The organism is Bacteroidales bacterium (assembly GCA_018334875.1).
Classification (GTDB): Bacteria; Bacteroidota; Bacteroidia; order Bacteroidales; family UBA12077; genus JAGXLC01.
In genome coordinates this window covers 1-17,885 of sequence record JAGXLC010000068.1, presented here as the reverse complement: position 1 = coordinate 17,885, position 17,885 = coordinate 1, and the positions used below count along the sequence as shown (strand labels likewise).

The window sequence follows — 17,885 nt, the reverse complement described above, 5'->3', positions numbered from 1 at the left end:
CTGACCTTGTTATTTGGAAGGGTTTATTGTTCAACCATATGTCCGCTGGGAATCCTGCAGGATGTGTTGAGTTTTTTAAGATTAAAACTCAACCGGAAAAAGAAAAAGCGAAAAAGATATAAGTATCATTATTTAAAACCTCTCCCATGGTTGCGGTATGGACTCCTGGCAATTGTCATCGTCTTTATGATAAGCGGGAGCGTGCTTGCTCTCTCCCTTCTGGATCCTTACAGTATTTTCGGCAGGATCACAACTGATATTTTCAGTCCCCTGTTAAGGAGAGGCAACAATCTTCTGGCCACCATCCTGAACAATTACGACATCTATGCCTTGTATCATATAGATACTTATCCCCAACATCTCTTAATCATTGGTATTTCAATCGGTTTTTTGGTGCTGGTAGGATGGATGTCCATTGCAAAAGGCAGATTATACTGCAACACGGTGTGCCCGGTAGGAACTTTTCTGGGACTGGTCTCCAGACTCTCCCTCTATAAGATCAGGCTGAATCCGGATACCTGCACAAAATGTGGCTTATGTGAGCGGGCTTGTAAAGGGGGGTGCATAGAAACCAAAACCCAAACAGTGGATTTTTCCAGATGTGTCGGCTGTTTTAACTGTCTTCAGGTATGTCCGTTTTCAAGTGCCGAATACAGTCTCAACGAATTGTATACCTCACAGAAAGCTGTTCCCGACGGAACTGCAACGGTTTCACAAGACTCAGCCACAGAGGATACAAAAATCAAATCCATGCACAGAACAGATACAAGCAAGCGGAGGTTCCTGGCAGGTATGGCCCTGGCTTTTATGAGCATAACCAAACTCAGTAAGGCGCAGGAACTGGTTTCTTATAGTGCCACCAATCCCATAAAGAGAGAAAATCCGGTTTCTCCTCCGGGAGCAAAAAATACGGACCATTTCAATGACTCTTGTACAGCATGTCATTTGTGTGTCAATGCCTGCCCCACCGGTGTGCTTCAGCCCGCCTTGTTTGAATATGGACTCAGGGGCCTCATGCAACCAAGGATGGACAACCACGCCGGATTTTGCAATTATGACTGCGTGGCCTGTACGGAGGTCTGCCCTACAGGAGCACTCCTGCCTCTTAAATTAGAGGACAAACAACTCACACAACTGGGGAAAGTGCAATTTGTTAAGGAAAATTGTATTGTGGAGACTGAAGGAACCAACTGCGGCTCATGTTCAGAACATTGTCCTACAAAAGCGGTGTATATGATTGAATATAAAGAAGGATTGTTGCTTCCCGAAACCAATACAGATATTTGTATAGGATGCGGTGCCTGTGAATATGCCTGTCCTACCCTGCCTTATAAAGCCATATATGTGGAAGGCAATCCCGTACACCAGAGGGCTGAAAAACCGGAGCAGGAAAAAGTGAAAGTAGAAGAACAGGAAGAAGACTTCCCGTTCTAATTCCATGTTTGTATCCATAAAAAAATAAAACGAGGGTGTCAAAAAGAGACCCTCGTTTTATTTTTAGAGGTATTTGTCCAGTATGCTAAAAATGCGATTGCGTTTAACAGGTTTGGAAATATAATCATTACATCCCGCTTCAAGGCTGGTATCTTTGTCATCTGCCATTGCATAAGCAGTTAATGCAATAATCGGAAGATCCTCTGCAAATTGCCTTATCTCTTTTGTAGCCTGAAAGCCATCCATACCAGGCATTTTAATATCCATTAACACCAAATCGATGTCGGTATGCTTCCTGCAAAGATCAACCGCTTCCTTTCCATTTTTGGCCCGGATAATGTTCACCTGGGTATCCCGTAAAGCCAGTTGAAGATATTTGAAGTTGCTTTCTTCATCTTCAGCGATCAAAATGGTCTTACCCTGCCAGTTCTTTTTCGGATGGATTGTTTGCATATCATTGGATTATCTGATGTTTTTCTCCGCAGGTAAGGTGAAAAAGAATACAGAACCTTGATAAGGTAAAGATTGAAGGGAAAGCTCTCCCTTCATCATTTCTATCAAAATCTTACTGATGTTCAAACCCAGACCTGCTCCCGGGAATATTTTCTGCCGCTCGTGTTCAACTTTCTTAAATCGTTGAAAAATCAACTCCTGCTGCCTCTTATTGATTCCCCTACCAGTATCCTTTACGTAACATTGTGCAACAGGGTTACTTTTGGAGGTGATCATTTCACACCCGAATTCAACCAAACCCGCATCCGTAAACTTGATTGCATTGTCTATCAAATTGCTGAATACCTGTTTTACACGATAAGGATCGCCCAATATAAGATAATCTTTTAATGCCTTATCCCCGTTGACCTCTAAATCAATATCCTTATAGGCTGCTGTTTCTGAAAACGAATCGTACAATTCCTCCAGAATTTCATCCATCGGGCAGTTTACCTGTTTTACATCAAGCTGTCCGGCATCAATTTTAGCCAGATCTATCAGGTTATCAATCAAATTCAACAAGGTGTTGCTTTGTATGTTGATCTGATTGATCAATTCTTTCCGTATGTCGTGATTGATATCCTCATCGTTCAACAAATTGGAGAAACCGACAATGGCATTCATGGGGGTTCTGATCTCATGAGACATGTTTGCCAGGAACGAACTTTTCAGCCTGTCGGCTTCTTCTGCTTGTTCCTTCGCTTTTTGCAATTCTTCTGTACGCTTCCCCACGAGTTGTTCAAAATTGGAGCGCTGTTTCTGCAGCTCTTCCTCGGTTCTGGCGAGTTTATCTGACCGGCTCTTAAGCGCCTCCCTGATTTCTTCGATTTCTCTGTTTTTCTCCCCGACCATCCTTTCCAGCTTCCGGTTTTTCCTTTTTAACTTTACGGTATATTGTCGGATGATCAGCCATATAAAGAAAATACCAATTATAATGTAAGCAGCAATGGACAAAGGATGTAAGTACCAGATTTCCATTATTTCAATCTTTTATATAAAGTTTCTTATTCCTTTTGTATATCATCGATAAACTGAAAAGAAGTAAAAGAACTCCCAGCGTGTAGATCCACCAGTTAAATTCCTGGGGTGTGTAACTCAAGGTGATGCTCTCCAGGTTACCGAACAATGGCTCTATGGATTCAGCCCTGGATGTATAATGGCCAAACACATAATCAACAAAATCGGATATAAAGGAAACAAACACCACCAAAGCCCCGGCAAGCAATACGAGCCACTCTCTGATCTCCAAAAACATGCGGAAACCGGATAAACGGTTAAAATAACGGATGGTTAAAGCGAACATGATCATGATCAAAGAAATTAAAACCGGTGTAAGTACAGGTCCGGTCCAGGGAACAGGTACCAGAAACAGGATATCCCATGTCATTAATGAAGCAGGCCAACCCAGGAGGAGCTTCAGAAAAATGTAGTAGAATATATCCCATACAGCAAAAATATAAAGAAAATTGGAGAAACGCTGCATAAAATTCTTTGTGGCTATAAGTGCCACACTAATAATCATAATCAATGAAAATAATTCTCTTAAAAATTCGGTAACGCCTATCTGAGGATCTACAATTTCAAGGGGGAAGGAAAAACCTTCCGGGTAATATAACGCTCTTAAATATACCACTATGGAACTCTCAAAAAATGCCATAGAGATACCGAATAAGGTGATCCAGAGGAATTGAATATTATTTGTTTTATCTCCGGCTGCCATCATAGAAAAAAACATTTTTTTGGTTCAACGAAAAATCATAGAAAAAACATTGTTTGGGTTCAACGAAAAAAAAGAACAATTATGACGATGAAACAAAATATATAAGATATTCTGATAGTTTGAAAATATTAATTTTGCAAATAAATCAAAAAATTTCATTTGTGTTATATCCAAAGAATTTCGAGGAAAAAATAGGATTTGACAAGATCAGAGGAAGAATAAAAAGCCATTGTTTAAGTACGCTGGGTAAAGAAAAGACCGATCAGATCAAGTTCTCCTCTTCACCCAAATTCATTGCGCTGTTAATCGATCAGGTTGCGGAATTCCGTGAAATCCTGGAAATGGAAGAAAATTTTCCGTTGGATCATTGCATCAACATGAAAGATGCCCTGGAAAAGATAAGAATTGAGGGCACTTATATGGAACAGGATGAAGTGTATAACCTCCGGCAGAATCAGACTACCATTAAAAACATACTGGGTTTCCTCAAAAAGAGGTATAATGAGGACAAATACCAAAAACTGTATCATATTGCCAGAAATATAAAAACTTATCCTTTTATCACGGAGCGTATCGATCAAATACTGACCAACAAGGGAGAAATGAAAGATACTGCTTCTCAGGAACTAAAACGATTAAGGGACGAGATCAGGGAAAAAGAATCGGCTGTTTCTTCCCGGATAGGAAGAATATTCAAACAACTGAAACAACAGGGTGTGGTAGAGGAAGAGTCTTCGCTTGCGATACGTGGAGGAAGAGCTGTTATTCCGATTGATGCCCGGCTCAAAAGAAAAATCAACGGGCTGATCCAGGATGAATCGGCCTCAGGAAAAACGGTCTATATTGAACCTTCGGAAATCGTTGAGCTCAATAATCATATCAAAGAAATGCGGTACGAAGAGAAACGTGAGGTAGTACGTATCCTGAGAGCGCTTGCAACTGATATCAGACCCTATCTGGATGATCTGCTTCAGGCCAATGACTTTCTGGGAACGATTGACTTCATAAGGGCAAAGGCTCTATTTGCAAGAGAAATCCATGCCACGAGGCCTGCTATGGTTAAACACCCCCATCTTAGGTGGTATCAGGCCATACATCCTCTTTTGTATCTGAACTTTAAAAAGGAAAACCGGCAGGTGGTGCCCCTCGATATAGCTCTGGATAATGAAAAGCAAAGAATTTTGGTAATAAGCGGGCCCAATGCCGGGGGAAAATCCGTATGCCTCACTACCACGGGATTGATACAGTATATGTTCCAATGCGGACTGCTCGTGCCTTTAAAACCTGGCTCAGAAATGGGTGTTTTTCAAAACATGTTCATCAACATCGGCGACGACCAGTCCATTGAAAATGATCTGAGCACCTACAGCTCTCATCTTTTAAACATGAAGAATTTCATCAAATTTGCAGATGCCCATTCACTCATTTTGATCGATGAATTCGGGGCCGGAACCGAACCGACCCTGGGAGGCGCCATTGCTGAAGCCATTTTGGACAGGATGAACAAGAAAAAGATCATGGGCATTATAACCACCCACTACTCCAACCTCAAACATTTTGCCTCCTCTGCTGAAGGAATTGAAAACGGAGCGATGCTTTTTGATACTGACAACATGTCACCACTTTATAAACTGACAATCGGAGAACCGGGGAGTTCATTCGCTTTCGAGATAGCAAAAAAGATCGGGCTTCCACAGTCCGTACTTGATCAAGCCGAACAAAAAGTAGGCAAGAAACACATCAATTTTGACAAAAACCTGAAGGACATTATAAGGGATAAAAGATACTGGGAACAAAAACGCGAATCGATCAAACAAAAGGAAAAAAGACTGGAGAAGGTGCTGAATCAATATTCGGAACAACTCCAAAACACAAAAAAAATGCAGAATGAGATTAAGAAAAAAGCAGAGGAAGAAGCCAATGAACTGTTGAATAATGCAAATAAAAAAATCGAAAACACCATCCGGAAAATCAAGGAAAGCAATGCAGAAAAAGAAAAAACCAAACAGATCAGAAAAGATTTTGAGGAGTTCAAAAAGCAAAAAATGCAGTCCGGTGCTGACGAACACCTCGACAGCCAACTGAAAACACTTAAAAGGGAAAAGAAAAACCTGAGCAATGACCTCAACCTCTCACCAAAAAATGAACAAGTTAGCGAACAAAAGGAAGAGCAAATAAGTAAAGGAGACAAGGTTCGGTTAAAACAAAGAGAAGCAGTGGGCGAAGTAATGGATATCAATGAAAACAGCATTTTGGTAGGTTTCGGCAATATCATCACCACGATCAGGAACGACCAGTTGGAAAAGATCAGTGAAGACGAATACAGGAAAAAAACAAAATCCACCGGACAAAATACGGATTATCAGAATTTTGATACAGGAAAACGCAAAATGGACTTCCATCCGGAAATTGATGTGAGAGGAAAAAGAGCAGAAGAAGCCCTTCAGGAAGTAAAAGATTTTATTGACGAAGCCATCATGCTCAATATAGAGCGGGTACGGATACTGCACGGAAAAGGCAATGGCATATTGCGACAGTTGATAAGAAATTATCTGGACACGGTAGATATGGTGAAAACTTACCGTGACGAACACCTGGAATTTGGAGGGTCGGGCATTACTGTAATTGAATTCGATCACTAATTTTTATTATCTTTGATCAAAAATTTATTGCGATTGCTACTCATTTATACCGCACAAATAACGCCGAGGCTCACTTATATATGCAATTTTATCTTTCGGGATATATTGGGAGTTCAATATAAATTGACCGATAATGAAGCAGAATTCAGCAATCATGAGGGACCTGCCATAAACTATTCTGCAAAAAAACTGGGTAACCGTTTGATCATCACACCCACCAACCTTTTATTTGAGAAAAAAATTAAAGAACAAGAAATATTTGTTACTCAGTGGGATACTATAAAGATATTTTTCCAGACCAATGATCATTCCTCCATACCATTTGATATATTTGCAGCTTCTTTTTTCCTGGTATCCAGATATGAAGAATATCTTCCCTTTTCATCCGACGAGCACGGTCGCTTTGAAGCCAAACAAAGCCTGGCATATACCAGCAGTTTTCTCCAGGAACCCATCGTAGATCAATGGGCCTATATGTTGGGCGATATAATCGGGAGGCATTTTCCTGAATTTGAATATTCTTCAAGAACATTTCAATACATCCCCACCATTGATGTTGATAACGCCTATGCCTTTCTGTTCAAAGGAATCAGCCGAACACTCGGGGCAACACTCAGGTCAATATTCAATCTGAACATTCAGGACAACATCCGAAGGTATCAGACGCTTGCAGGCAAAAAAGATCCTTATGATACATACGATATCTTCTTTGATACCCATCAAAAGTACGGACTGACGCCCATATGGTTTTTTTTGGTGGGGAATAGCGGTAAATTCGACAACAATGTATCAATCGATAAAACAGCCTACCGCAAATTAATCAAAAACATATCCGAACGGTCAGAAATAGGTATCCATCCCTCATATAAGGCTTTCAGGGATCCGGACCTGCTGCAATGGGAAGTTGAAGAGCTGAAGCAAATCATTAATAAAGAGGTGATAAGAAGCCGGCAGCATTACCTGCGAATTCATTTCAACGAAACGTACAGAAACCTTATCAATGCCGGTATTCAAGAAGATTACACCATGGGATACAGTACCGATATCGGCTTCAGGGCAGGAACCTGTACACCGTTCCATTATTATGATTTAGACAATGAAGAAGAAACGTCCCTTACCGTTTATCCTTTCCAGGTAATGGACATTACGCTGAACCAGCACAAAAAATACAATGTTACTGCGGCCATATCTGTCATTGAAGATCTAATAGAAAAAATTAAGCACGTTAACGGCACTTTTATTACCATTTGGCATAACGAGGCTTTAAGCGATCATGGGCACTGGAAAGGCTGGGAGACCGTTTATCGCGAAATGCTCCGGCTGGTATTCGAAAAGTGATCTGTTCTACCTTTGTTCCGACAAGCCCAGGATAAAGTCTACAGCTTCCTGAAGGTCATTGAATATATAATCGGGGGATTCCTTCATACCATTAAGGCCTTTACCGGTCCTTACTCCTATAGTTATGCATTCAGCACGCTTACCTGCTATGATATCCCGTTCACTATCACCGATAAGATAAGAACGCTTCAAATCAATGTTAAAATCTTCTGCTGCCCGGAAAATCATACCAGGCTTGGGTTTACGGCATTCACAATCATGAATGTATTCCTTATTTCCCACTTCCTCATCAAGCTCACCCTTGTGAGGACAAAAGTAGATCCCGTCGAGGTAAGCCCCTTCGCTTTTTAGCTTATCTATCAGTGCATTATGAATGGCATTCAATTGTTCTATTGTAATATAATTTCTGGCCACAGCCGACTGGTTGGTTACCACAATAACCGGATAACCAGCTTGATTAAGCTTTTTTACCGCTTCGCCAGAAAAAGGGTAAAGCTCGATTTGATGCGGTGAAAGCACAAAGTTTTTTTCCTCATTGATGACCCCGTCGCGGTCCAAAAATACTGCTCTTCTACCCATTGGAAATGATTGCTTTATGTTTTGACAGAGCCCCAAAGCTAATGATTTTTTATAAGAATGCCTGTAGTACATTTTAACCCGAATAATTCAAGAATTATTCCTGTCTCCGACAGCGACTAAGTTCACTAAAATTTTTTTCAAAAATTTAAGTTCACCTAAGTCGGGGTTAACCTGCATTTTATTCATATTTGTAAAAATTTATGAATAATGCAGGTTAACTGACAAGACCTTCCCGCCTTATAAAATTTGTATTTTTGTCCGCAGTGAATGCCAAGCTTTAAATACTTATTTATGAAGATTGTGATTATCGGACCGGCTCACCCCTTCAGAGGAGGAATTGCAGATACAAATGAATCCTTGTGCCGAACCTTACAGCATAAAGGCCATGAAACCCTTATTTATACATATACCCTGCAGTACCCGGAAGTGTTCTTTCCGGGAAAAACCCAATATTCTGCCGATCCGCGTCCGGAAAATATAAGGATAGAAGAAAGAATCAATTCCATCAACCCCCTCAACTGGATTCAAACTGCCCTCAATATAAACCGGATGGCTCCCGATCTTTTAATAGTCAGATACTGGATCCCATTCATGGCTCCGTGCCTGGGGACAATTGCACGGCTAACAAAAAAACGCACCCGGATTATTGGCATGACCGACAACATCATACCCCATGAAAAAAGAACGGGCGACAAATGGCTGACCCGGTACTTCCTCGGTGCATGTCAGAGTTTTATCACCTTATCGTCAACTGTAAAAGAAGAACTTAAACTTTTCACGAACAAACCGGCAGTTTACTTTCCGCATCCCATTAATGATAACCTCGGAGAGCAAATTGAAAAAAACGAAGCCAGAAACTACCTGAATTTGGAAAAAGAAGGAAAATACATCCTGTTTTTTGGCATTGTAAGAAAATATAAAGGACTCGATCAGCTCATCAAAGCGTTGGGGGAGGAAAAAATAAAAGAACAAGGGATCAAACTGCTTGTTGTGGGTGAATTTTATGACAAACCTGCCTCTTACAATGAACTGATCAAAACACATGGACTTTCTGAACACGTAATCATCATCAACAAATTCATTCCGGGCGCGCACATCAAGTACTACTTTTGTGCCGCCGATCTGGTAGCCCAAACATATCACACTGCAAGCCAAAGTGGTATAACACAAATAGCCTATCATTTTGATAGGCCCATGCTGGTTACCAACGTGGGAGGATTATCCGAAAACGTGCCCCATAAAAAAGTGGGATATGTAGTGGATAAAGATCCTCAGGCCATCTCAGAAGCCATCAATGATTTCTTCCAAAATAACCGGGAAAGTGAGTTCCTGCCCTATATCAGGGAAGAAAAAAAGAAGTATACATGGGAAGCTTTTGTGGACAAACTCACTGAACTCTGCGAACAGCTTTAAGAACCATCAATCATCTATAATTCCGCAGAGCAGGAAGCTTAATCCTTTAGAGCACAAAAGAATGCTAGGCATTTTCTCTCAACATACCGGCAACCATTTTATCTACGGGTAATGTCATATCGTCGGATGAAATAATGTCCAATGCCTTCCATCTGAAGGAAATATTACCATTGTTTAGTTCAGAAAAGTCAAAAGGTCTGGAAGAGACCTTAAACTGAACAGGTTCGGGAAACCGTGCCTTGTAATAGATGCTCAAAAGCTGATAATCCTTATTGAACATGGAAGGTTGGAAATAATCAAGCGTATAAAAGTGGTCCAGCACTTCAATCTTTTGCCCGAATTCTTCAAGCGCCTCTCGTTTCAGGCAGTCAATTGTTCCCTCACCAAATTGAAGTCCGCCCCCCGGAAATTTGGTCATCTTCATATTCATCTGATATTCATCTGCCAGTAAAAGCTCCCGGTTTTCATTGACAATAAGGCCATATACCCTCACATTAAATTGTTTTATGCCGTTACTCATCATTCCTATTTTTTACATTGAAAGCGCCCGGATGCAATGCCAATCTCACCCGGGCGATATGCCACTATAACATTTAAATTAAAACCATTACTTAAACGAAAGCGAACGCAATATAAACCTGTCAAAAGCCAAAAGCATCACAATGGCCAAAATTCCCAGAGGTACTACCGGTGTGGAAACATCCATAACCAACTTATCTGCCAATAGTTGAAACAATTGGATATAAGGCTGAAACTTCAGGGTAAGATCCAGTTCTGCCAGGAAGCTTTCAGAACCGGTAAATATCTGATACAAGAAATACATTACGGGTAAAACAACAGCTAAAAGAATATGCCACAAGGTATTATCCTGTTTGTAGGGATGAAGTTTCTTTTCCTTTTCCACCCTGCTCATTACTTTGCGTGTAAAATCAGTACCTGTTTTTTCAACCCCGGTATTTTTCAATAATTCCCGGGTTCTTTCATCTATATGTGTATTCTTACTATTCATAGCAGTGTGTTTATTTCATTTTTTAATATTCTGTTCAGTTCCTCATAAAGCTTTAATCTTGCACGATGCAACTTGACCTTTACATTGGAATGGGTCAGTTGTACAATCTCCGAAATTTCATTTACGGACAGTTCCTCCTGGTAATACAGGGTAATGATGGTTTTTTCGTCATGTTTCAAACCGGCAATTGCCTGATTAACATAATAACTTCTATCTGAAGCTTCAATCTGATCCATTTTGTTATGGGTGTCTTCTATATCTATATTGATCTCATCGTCATCCAGGGAACTCATTTGTTCTTTATTTTTTCTCAACTGAGAAACGGATAAATTGTACACTATCCTATAGAGCCAGGTACTAAATTTCGATTCTTTACGGAATTTTCTGAGCGAACGGTATGCTTTCATAAAGGTGTCCTGTGCAATTTCCTCTGCTTCCTCCCTGTTTTTCAACATTCTGTGGGCAATAGTGAAGATCATGTCCTTATGTCTTTCTACAAGGGTTGCATAAGAGGAATGGTCACCCTGTAAAACCCGTTCAATATAATATTCATCCGAAAATGAGCTCATATGCGACTTTTATTTTCATTAACCCATCAAATCAAGAACTGCTTCTGATTTATAGGACGTTTTAACTTGAATACCGGTTACATAAAATTACAACAAAATATTGAAAAAAAACTGTAACCGGCTATAATAATATCGCGTCCTAGATTATGAAGAACAAAACAAATGTATCATTAAAAAAAATAACATTATGGATTTAGAAGGACTTTTAATACCGCTTGGTCTTTTCGCTATGGTTTACGGAATCGTTTATCTGTCTGTAAGAAAAAAAGAAAGACTTGCTCTTATAGAGAGCGGACAAGACGCAAAAATTTTCAATAAGGAAAGCAATGTATCGCTCAGCCTTAAATTCAGCTTACTGCTGATCGGTTTGGGAATTGGCGCTCTGGTAGGTTACATTCTGGAAGAGAGCACCACAATGGAACAAGGAATATCGTACTTTTCGATGATCCTGGTTTTCGGAGGACTCGGTTTGCTGGTTTACTATCTTATTGGTAAGAAAAACGAAAAGGAATAATTCCCACAAATCGATTTCCTTGTTAAAAACGGAAAAATGTCAGTCTTTAAGGGCTGACATTTTTTTATTTGCAAATTTTATGCTTATTTTAGCCCGCCTTATTCACAAAGGAACATATTGAAGTGAAGTTAGTGGATGTTGGAGGTTTCCAATCAAAAAATCAAACGCATCATGACTATGGACATCACCTGGATTGATGAACTTAACAGTTGGCTGAAAGGCCTGGGCCTTGATGGCCAGGCTGTCAATTTCATTGTAGTCATACTGATACTCATTGGTGTGTTTCTGCTTGCTTACCTGGCCGACTACCTGGCAAAAAACGTTCTGGTTACCAGCGTAAAACGACTTGTCAAAAAGAGTCCAAACAAGTGGGATGATGTATTAATCTCCCGAAAAGTGATTCAAAGGTTTTCCCATTTGGCTCCCGCATTGATTGTGTACTTCGCAGTCAACATTCTTCTGGTTGATTTTCCTACACTCAGTTCAATTATTAAGAGTGGCCTGTATATTTATGTAGTTTTTATTGTGTTGCTCACGCTTGATGCTTTGCTTAGTGCCTTCCACGATATTTATCAAACCTTCCCCATTGCACAGGAACGGCCTATCAAAGGGTATATCCAGGTAACAAAGATCATCATCCATTCCGTTGGAGGCATCCTCATTATATCCGAACTTCTGGGAAAGAGTCCTACAGGACTTCTGGCAAGTCTGGGAGCACTCGCTGCAGTAATGGTGCTGGTATTCCGCGATACCATTCTGGGATTTGTTTCAAGCATACAGCTATCTGCCAATCAGATGGTAAAGCCTGGTGACTGGATAAGCATGCCCAGCAAAAATGCCGATGGTATCGTTATTGACATTACCGTAAATACGGTGAAAGTAAGAAACTGGGATAAAACCATATCCACCATTCCCACCTATGCCTTGATCAGTGAATCGTTTCAGAACTGGAAGGGGATGGAGGAAAGTAAAGGCAGGAGAATAGCACGCTCTGTATATATTGACATTAAGAGCATTTCCTTTTGTAATGAAGAGATGCTGGACCGGTTTAAAAAATTCAGGCTCATAAGGGATTATATCATTACCAAACAGGAAGAAATTGAAGCATTCAACAAGGCTCAGGGGATAACCCGTGAAGACACGGTGACAAGAAGAAGGCTGACCAATGTGGGGGTTTTTCGCAAATATGTACAGACCTATCTGGAAAAACACCAGAAAATCCATCCCAATGAAGCTCCTTACATAATAATGGTCAGGCATTTACAACCCACGGAAAAGGGCCTGCCCATTCAAATTTATTGCTTCAGCAAAGAGGTTCAATGGAAAGCGTATGAAATGGTCCAGGCTGACATTTTCGACCACATTTTGGCGGTAATCTCCGAATTTGGCCTGCGGGTTTTTCAAAGTCCTTCAAGCGATGATTTCCGGGCCTTGACAGGACGTGATCAGGAGTCTGAAGGTTAATAAGAACCCCGGGGCCCAATATCCGGGAGCAGGCCTTCAACCTGTTAACATATGCCTTTGGCGGACCACCTCGTACATGATGATACCGGCAGCCACCGAAACATTCAGAGATTCAATTTCACCTGCAAGAGGGATTCGTACAGATTGGTCGAGTTTATTCAATAATCCGCCGGAAATGCCTTTATCTTCCGAACCCATTACCAAAGCTGAGGGTATGGTAAAGTCCGCTTCATAATAATTTTGATCCGATTTTTCAGACACAGCTACTACCTGAATGCCACTTTGATACAGATAATCCAAAGTGGATATCATATCCGGAGTCCGGCATACCGGTACTTTATACAAAGCCCCTGCTGAAGTTTTTACCGCATCCTCGCCAATCCTTGCAAAATGTTTCTGTGAGATCACAATGGCATCCACTCCAGCCCCCTCTGCCGAGCGGACAATGGCTCCAAAATTTCTTACATCCGTTAAACTGTCCAGCAATAAAATAAAAGGATTCCTGCCTTTCTCAAATATACCCGGCAAAACCTCTGTGATGTCTTGTAATTCAACGGGCGTCAGAAAAGCTATGACCCCCTGGTGGTTCTTTCTGGTAACCTTATCCAGTCGGGAAGCCGGTACAAACTGATAAGGTATATCATGGTCCCGTACTGCATTAAAAAACTCCCGGAACCATTCATTCTTCAAACCATTCTTAATAAGCACCTTATCTACCGGCTTGCCGGATTCTATAGCCTCCTTCACAGGACGAACCCCATATATGAAAGATTTTTTGTCTTGGGTCATCAATTGTAAATCTATTTGACTTTATGGACAAATGCCAATGATAAAAATTATATCAGCTAAAATTTCAACTGCTCCAATTCTCCATGCAGTTGCTCCCACCTATTCATTTCCGTTTCGTGTTCTTGTTTTAATTCTTCGTACTGAGAATACAGATCATGGTTATCCGCTTTTTCCGGTGAGGCGAGGGCCTTTTCCATTTCTTCCATTTTATATTCCAGTTCCTCAATTCTTTGTTCACATTGAGCTATCTCTTTTTCTACTTTCCTGACTTTCCTGTTTTGTTCCTTCCTTTGTTCGTGATCTACACCGGTTTGTGTCTTTCCTTCTGAATTTGCGGTGTTCCTGGTCACTTTAGAAGGCGTATTCAGATCATCCAGCTCATCTAATTTTTTCTTCTCCAGAAAATCGTAGATGCCACCGATATGCTCCTGCATTTTCCGGTGTCTAAACTCATATACCTTCGATACCAGCCCATCCAGAAAATCACGATCATGGGAGACAAGTAAAAGGGTGCCGCCATAATCGTTCAAAGCCTGTTTCAATATTTCCTTCGACTGAATGTCCAGATGGTTGGTGGGCTCGTCAAGAATCAGCATGTTGTAAGGGTGTAAGAGCAATTTAGCAAGGGCCAGCCGTGATCTTTCCCCGCCGGACAAAACACGCACCTTTTTATTCACATCTTCGCCCTCAAAAAGAAAAGCACCCAGGATGGGCCGGACCTTTTTCCGCATTTCACCCTCTGCAATATTGTCAAGTGTTTGAAAAACTGTCAAATCATCATCAAGAAGCTCATCCTGATTCTGGGCATAATAACCGATCTCCACATTATACCCTACGGTGACACTTCCCTCATAATCGGTTTTTCCCAGAAGAACTTTGGCCATTGTGGTTTTGCCTTCACCGTTTCTGCCGACAAAAGCAACACGTTCTCCCCTTTCAATTAAAAAATCCACATCATCCAAAACCAGATGATCTCCGTAATATTTCACGATGTTTCCGGCTTTCAAAACTTCTCTGCCCGATCGGGGCGGATCGGGAAACCGGATGTGCATCTGCTTATTGTCCTCTTCATCTACCTGAACCTCCTGCATCTTTTCCAGTTGCTTAATCCTCGACTGAACCAGGGAAGCTTTATTCGCCTTATATCGGAATCGCTCAATAAATTCCTCAGTCTCTTTTATCTTCTTCTGCTGATTTTTATAAGCAGCCATCTGTTGCTGCCTCAGGTTTTCTCTTTCAATTCTGTATTTGGAATAGGGAAGCTTAAAATCATATAGTTTACCAAGAGACAGTTCAAGTGTACGGCTTGTCACATTGTCAAGAAATGCACGATCGTGGGATATAAGCATCACAGCCCCCTGAAAACCGACCAGATAATTTTCAAACCATTGTATGGATTCAATATCCAAATGATTGGTAGGTTCATCAAGAAGAAGCACATCAGGTTCATTTAATAAAATCTTTGCCAGCTCTACACGCATTTTCCATCCTCCACTGAAAACTGACAAAGGCTGATTCAAATCTTCCCTGTTAAAACCAAGCCCGGTTAATGTCCTTTCAATGTCCGATTCAACTTTATCCCCTCCCAATAAATGATATTCTTCTGTTTTGGCTTTTAAATCATCCAGGATTCGGCTATATTCATCTGACTGGTAATCCTCCCTTTCTACCACTGACTGATTTAACTTCCGAATATCAGCATCTAAGCCGGATATTTGCTTCAGAGAATTGAAAACGGACAAATATACCGTTTGATCCTCTTGATGGACCATATGTTGAGGCAGATATCCGATCTTTATATCGGAAGGAATATTTACTTTTCCTCCGGTAGGCGCCATATCCCCATGAATAATCTTAAGAAGGGTGGTTTTACCTGAACCATTATTCCCTACCAGACCCACTTTCTCCTTTTGTCGTAACATAAAAGATACATCACCGAACAACAGTTCCCCGTCATATTCCACACTTGCCTGTTCCAGTGAAATCATAGCCTCATCATTTTAATGCATTTTCGCAATTTTCAACTTTTCCTCTGCAAAACGTTTTGAATCCCTTTATATTCAGTCAACATGACTTAACTTCAGGATTTCTGAGAAATAAATTTTCAAAGATAGAAAATCTTCCCTATTTCATGATGGAAGATAAGGCTTTAATATTGTTTCCTCAAATCTGTATAATGATCATCAAACAATGAGCAAATGAGGCATCAGCCAAATAATCCGGGACAAAAAAGTGTTGTTGTGACAATCCATTGGGGCAGTATAAACAAAAGCCCAAAGCCGGCAGGCTTTGAGCCTTTAATCTGAGCATATAAATGAATGGAGATTATTTTCCAATCAGATTGAGTTCTTTTAAAAATTTTTCTTTATAGGCTTTTCCGATGGGAATATTTTTCTCTTCCCGTTTGGATTTGATAATCACATAATTATCCTCAATCCGGTCGATATTTCGTATATTCACGATATATGACCTGTGAACCCGCTTGAACTGATCGGAAGGAAGCTGATTCATAATAGATTTCATGGTAAAATGGATCGTAAATTTTTGGTCATAGGTACATATGACCACATAATTTTCCATTGCCTCTACCCACAAGATGTCTTCATATTTCAGCCTTACCAAAGCAGAATCTTTTTTTATAAAAATCTCATGACTTTCCTGCTTTTGTTCCCCCGAAACACTGATATTGTCTCTGGCTTTAGTGGCTGCTTTATAAAAGCGGCTAAAAGTAATGGGTTTTAATAAATAATCCACCACATCATAGTCAAATGCCTGGAGCGCATATTTCTCCTGAGATGAAATGATAACAATCTGGGGCAGATCCTTAACCGTATTCAGGAAATCGATTCCTGACATCTCGGGCATTTCAATATCCAGGAAAATCAGATCAATGTCGTCATCGCTTACATTTATGGTATTGATTGCTTCAACCGCATCATTGAAAGTGTATTTCAAATCAAGAAAATCGGTTCTGTTTACAAATTCCTCCACCACTCTCAGGGAAAGGGGATCATCGTCAATAATAATACAATTCATAACACATTGCTTTTTTTGAGCTTATAAATATAATAGTTTTTATTAAACTACGAAAAAAATTGACTAATGGTTCGGTAAATCGGATAAAATTTTTTTAATAATTAAGTCAGAACTTTTGATGGACCTTTTGAGCCATTCCAGTTTGAGATGATGTTTTTCTGTCTCGGAAAGTTTCCAGTCTATGCCTGAACTTTTAAGTTTTTCTTTTAGCTGATAAAGTATAATGGCAGCCGAGACAGATATATTGAAGCTCTCCGTAAATCCATACATGGGAATACTGAGGTATTCATCCGCCATATTCAGGGCTGTAAAGGAAAGCCCGTGCATCTCGGTACCGAAAAGAAGAGCCGTTTTGCCCTTTTCAATTCTAAAGTCAGGAAGTTCGACCTCTTTTTCATGAGGGGTAGTTGCAACAATACGATATTTTTTTGATTTCAGGTAGTTGATGGCATTCATGGTATTGTCTTCGACCTTATTATATTTAATCAGATTCAGCCATTTTGAAGCACCCAGAGCGACATCAGGATTAACACGGTATTCATTGCTGTTTTCAATAATATGGGCCTCCTGGATACCGAAACAATCCATTGACCTAAGCACTGCACTCGCATTATGGGGCTGATAGATATCCTCCAAAACCACAGTAATATATCGGGTCCTGTGCTCCAACACCCTGTCGAAAAGGGCTAAACGCTCAGGAGTAACATATTCTGACAGATATTCAACCAGCTTTTTTGTCTCCATACCAACTTCTTGTAAAAAGAAAAGGGCGTACAAATGTACACCCTTTTCTTCGTTTAAGAAAATGTTTTTCGCTTTTCTACTGAACAGCCTCAGAAAGGTCAGATCCTGGCTTAAATTTAACCACATTTTTCGCTTTAATGGT

17 protein-coding genes are annotated in these 17,885 nt (G+C 40.4%); 6 read left to right on the top strand and 11 right to left on the bottom strand.

From position 1 onward, the window contains the following. On the top strand, positions 1 to 1,434 hold a 1,434-nt coding region (locus tag KGY70_07945; GenBank protein MBS3775102.1), incomplete at its 5' end, for a 4Fe-4S binding protein. Positions 1,435 to 1,497: 63 nt separating this feature from the next. Here the strand turns inward: KGY70_07945 and KGY70_07940 are convergent. Genes KGY70_07940 through KGY70_07930 form a run of 3 tightly spaced genes read right to left on the bottom strand, consistent with a single transcriptional unit; the run spans position 1,498 to position 3,649 of the window. Continuing rightward, the gene (locus tag KGY70_07940) at positions 1,498 to 1,887 is read right to left on the bottom strand and encodes a response regulator (GenBank protein MBS3775101.1); all 390 of its coding nucleotides are present in this window, start codon (positions 1,885 to 1,887) and stop codon (positions 1,498 to 1,500) included. A gap of 9 nt (positions 1,888 to 1,896) precedes the next feature. After that, complete coding sequence (locus KGY70_07935) at positions 1,897 to 2,904, bottom strand: hypothetical protein (GenBank protein MBS3775100.1); 1,008 nt, start codon at positions 2,902 to 2,904, stop codon at positions 1,897 to 1,899. Positions 2,905 to 2,908: 4 nt separating this feature from the next. Next, positions 2,909 to 3,649, bottom strand: coding sequence for a hypothetical protein (locus KGY70_07930; protein ID MBS3775099.1), 741 nt, complete (start codon positions 3,647 to 3,649; stop codon positions 2,909 to 2,911). 158 nt (positions 3,650 to 3,807) lie between these two features. On the opposite strand from KGY70_07930, the gene KGY70_07925 reads away from it, so the two are divergent. Continuing rightward, complete coding sequence (locus tag KGY70_07925) at positions 3,808 to 6,288, top strand: Smr/MutS family protein (protein ID MBS3775098.1); 2,481 nt, start codon at positions 3,808 to 3,810, stop codon at positions 6,286 to 6,288. Positions 6,289 to 6,411: 123 nt separating this feature from the next. Then, positions 6,412 to 7,626 (top strand): polysaccharide deacetylase family protein, encoded by a 1,215-nt coding sequence (locus KGY70_07920; protein ID MBS3775097.1) that lies wholly within the window; start codon positions 6,412 to 6,414, stop codon positions 7,624 to 7,626. A 6-nt stretch (positions 7,627 to 7,632) separates the two neighbouring features. Here the strand turns inward: KGY70_07920 and KGY70_07915 are convergent, their stop codons facing one another. Next, positions 7,633 to 8,205 carry an HAD family hydrolase gene (locus KGY70_07915; protein MBS3775096.1) on the bottom strand — a complete coding sequence of 191 codons (573 nt, stop codon included), beginning with the start codon at positions 8,203 to 8,205 and terminating at the stop codon, positions 7,633 to 7,635. Positions 8,206 to 8,496: 291 nt separating this feature from the next. Here KGY70_07915 and KGY70_07910 point away from each other — a divergent pair, with 291 nt between their 5' ends. Next, positions 8,497 to 9,618: a glycosyltransferase gene (locus KGY70_07910; GenBank protein MBS3775095.1), complete on the top strand. Its 1,122-nt coding sequence runs from the start codon at positions 8,497 to 8,499 to the stop codon at positions 9,616 to 9,618. A gap of 64 nt (positions 9,619 to 9,682) precedes the next feature. On the opposite strand, the gene KGY70_07905 is transcribed toward KGY70_07910, so the two are convergent. From KGY70_07905 to KGY70_07895, 3 genes are all read right to left on the bottom strand, one after another. Then, complete coding sequence (locus tag KGY70_07905; protein MBS3775094.1) at positions 9,683 to 10,138, bottom strand: NUDIX domain-containing protein; 456 nt, start codon at positions 10,136 to 10,138, stop codon at positions 9,683 to 9,685. 87 nt (positions 10,139 to 10,225) lie between these two features. Next, positions 10,226 to 10,627: a hypothetical protein gene (locus tag KGY70_07900; protein MBS3775093.1), complete on the bottom strand. Its 402-nt coding sequence runs from the start codon at positions 10,625 to 10,627 to the stop codon at positions 10,226 to 10,228. Next, positions 10,624 to 11,196, bottom strand: coding sequence for a sigma-70 family RNA polymerase sigma factor (locus KGY70_07895; GenBank protein ID MBS3775092.1), 573 nt, complete (start codon positions 11,194 to 11,196; stop codon positions 10,624 to 10,626). The genes KGY70_07900 and KGY70_07895 overlap by 4 nt, the downstream gene beginning before the upstream one ends. A 187-nt stretch (positions 11,197 to 11,383) precedes the next feature. Here KGY70_07895 and KGY70_07890 point away from each other — a divergent pair, with 187 nt between their 5' ends. Further along, a complete protein-coding gene (locus tag KGY70_07890; GenBank protein MBS3775091.1) occupies positions 11,384 to 11,710 on the top strand; it encodes a hypothetical protein in 327 nt (108 codons plus the stop codon). 171 nt (positions 11,711 to 11,881) lie between these two features. Further along, positions 11,882 to 13,174 carry a mechanosensitive ion channel family protein gene (locus KGY70_07885; GenBank protein ID MBS3775090.1) on the top strand — a complete coding sequence of 431 codons (1,293 nt, stop codon included), beginning with the start codon at positions 11,882 to 11,884 and terminating at the stop codon, positions 13,172 to 13,174. Between the two features lie 36 nt (positions 13,175 to 13,210). Here KGY70_07885 and rlmB read toward each other — a convergent pair whose 3' ends face one another. From rlmB to KGY70_07865, 4 genes are all read right to left on the bottom strand, one after another. Beyond that, entirely contained in the window at positions 13,211 to 13,963 is a 753-nt protein-coding gene (rlmB, locus tag KGY70_07880; GenBank protein MBS3775089.1) for a 23S rRNA (guanosine(2251)-2'-O)-methyltransferase RlmB, read from the bottom strand. A 56-nt stretch (positions 13,964 to 14,019) separates the two neighbouring features. Further along, positions 14,020 to 15,951: an ABC-F family ATP-binding cassette domain-containing protein gene (locus KGY70_07875; protein ID MBS3775088.1), complete on the bottom strand. Its 1,932-nt coding sequence runs from the start codon at positions 15,949 to 15,951 to the stop codon at positions 14,020 to 14,022. Between the two features lie 337 nt (positions 15,952 to 16,288). Further along, a complete protein-coding gene (locus KGY70_07870) occupies positions 16,289 to 16,999 on the bottom strand; it encodes a response regulator transcription factor (GenBank protein ID MBS3775087.1) in 711 nt (236 codons plus the stop codon). 63 nt (positions 17,000 to 17,062) lie between these two features. Beyond that, positions 17,063 to 17,885: RNA methyltransferase (locus tag KGY70_07865; GenBank protein ID MBS3775086.1), on the bottom strand; the 823-nt coding region annotated here is incomplete at its 5' end.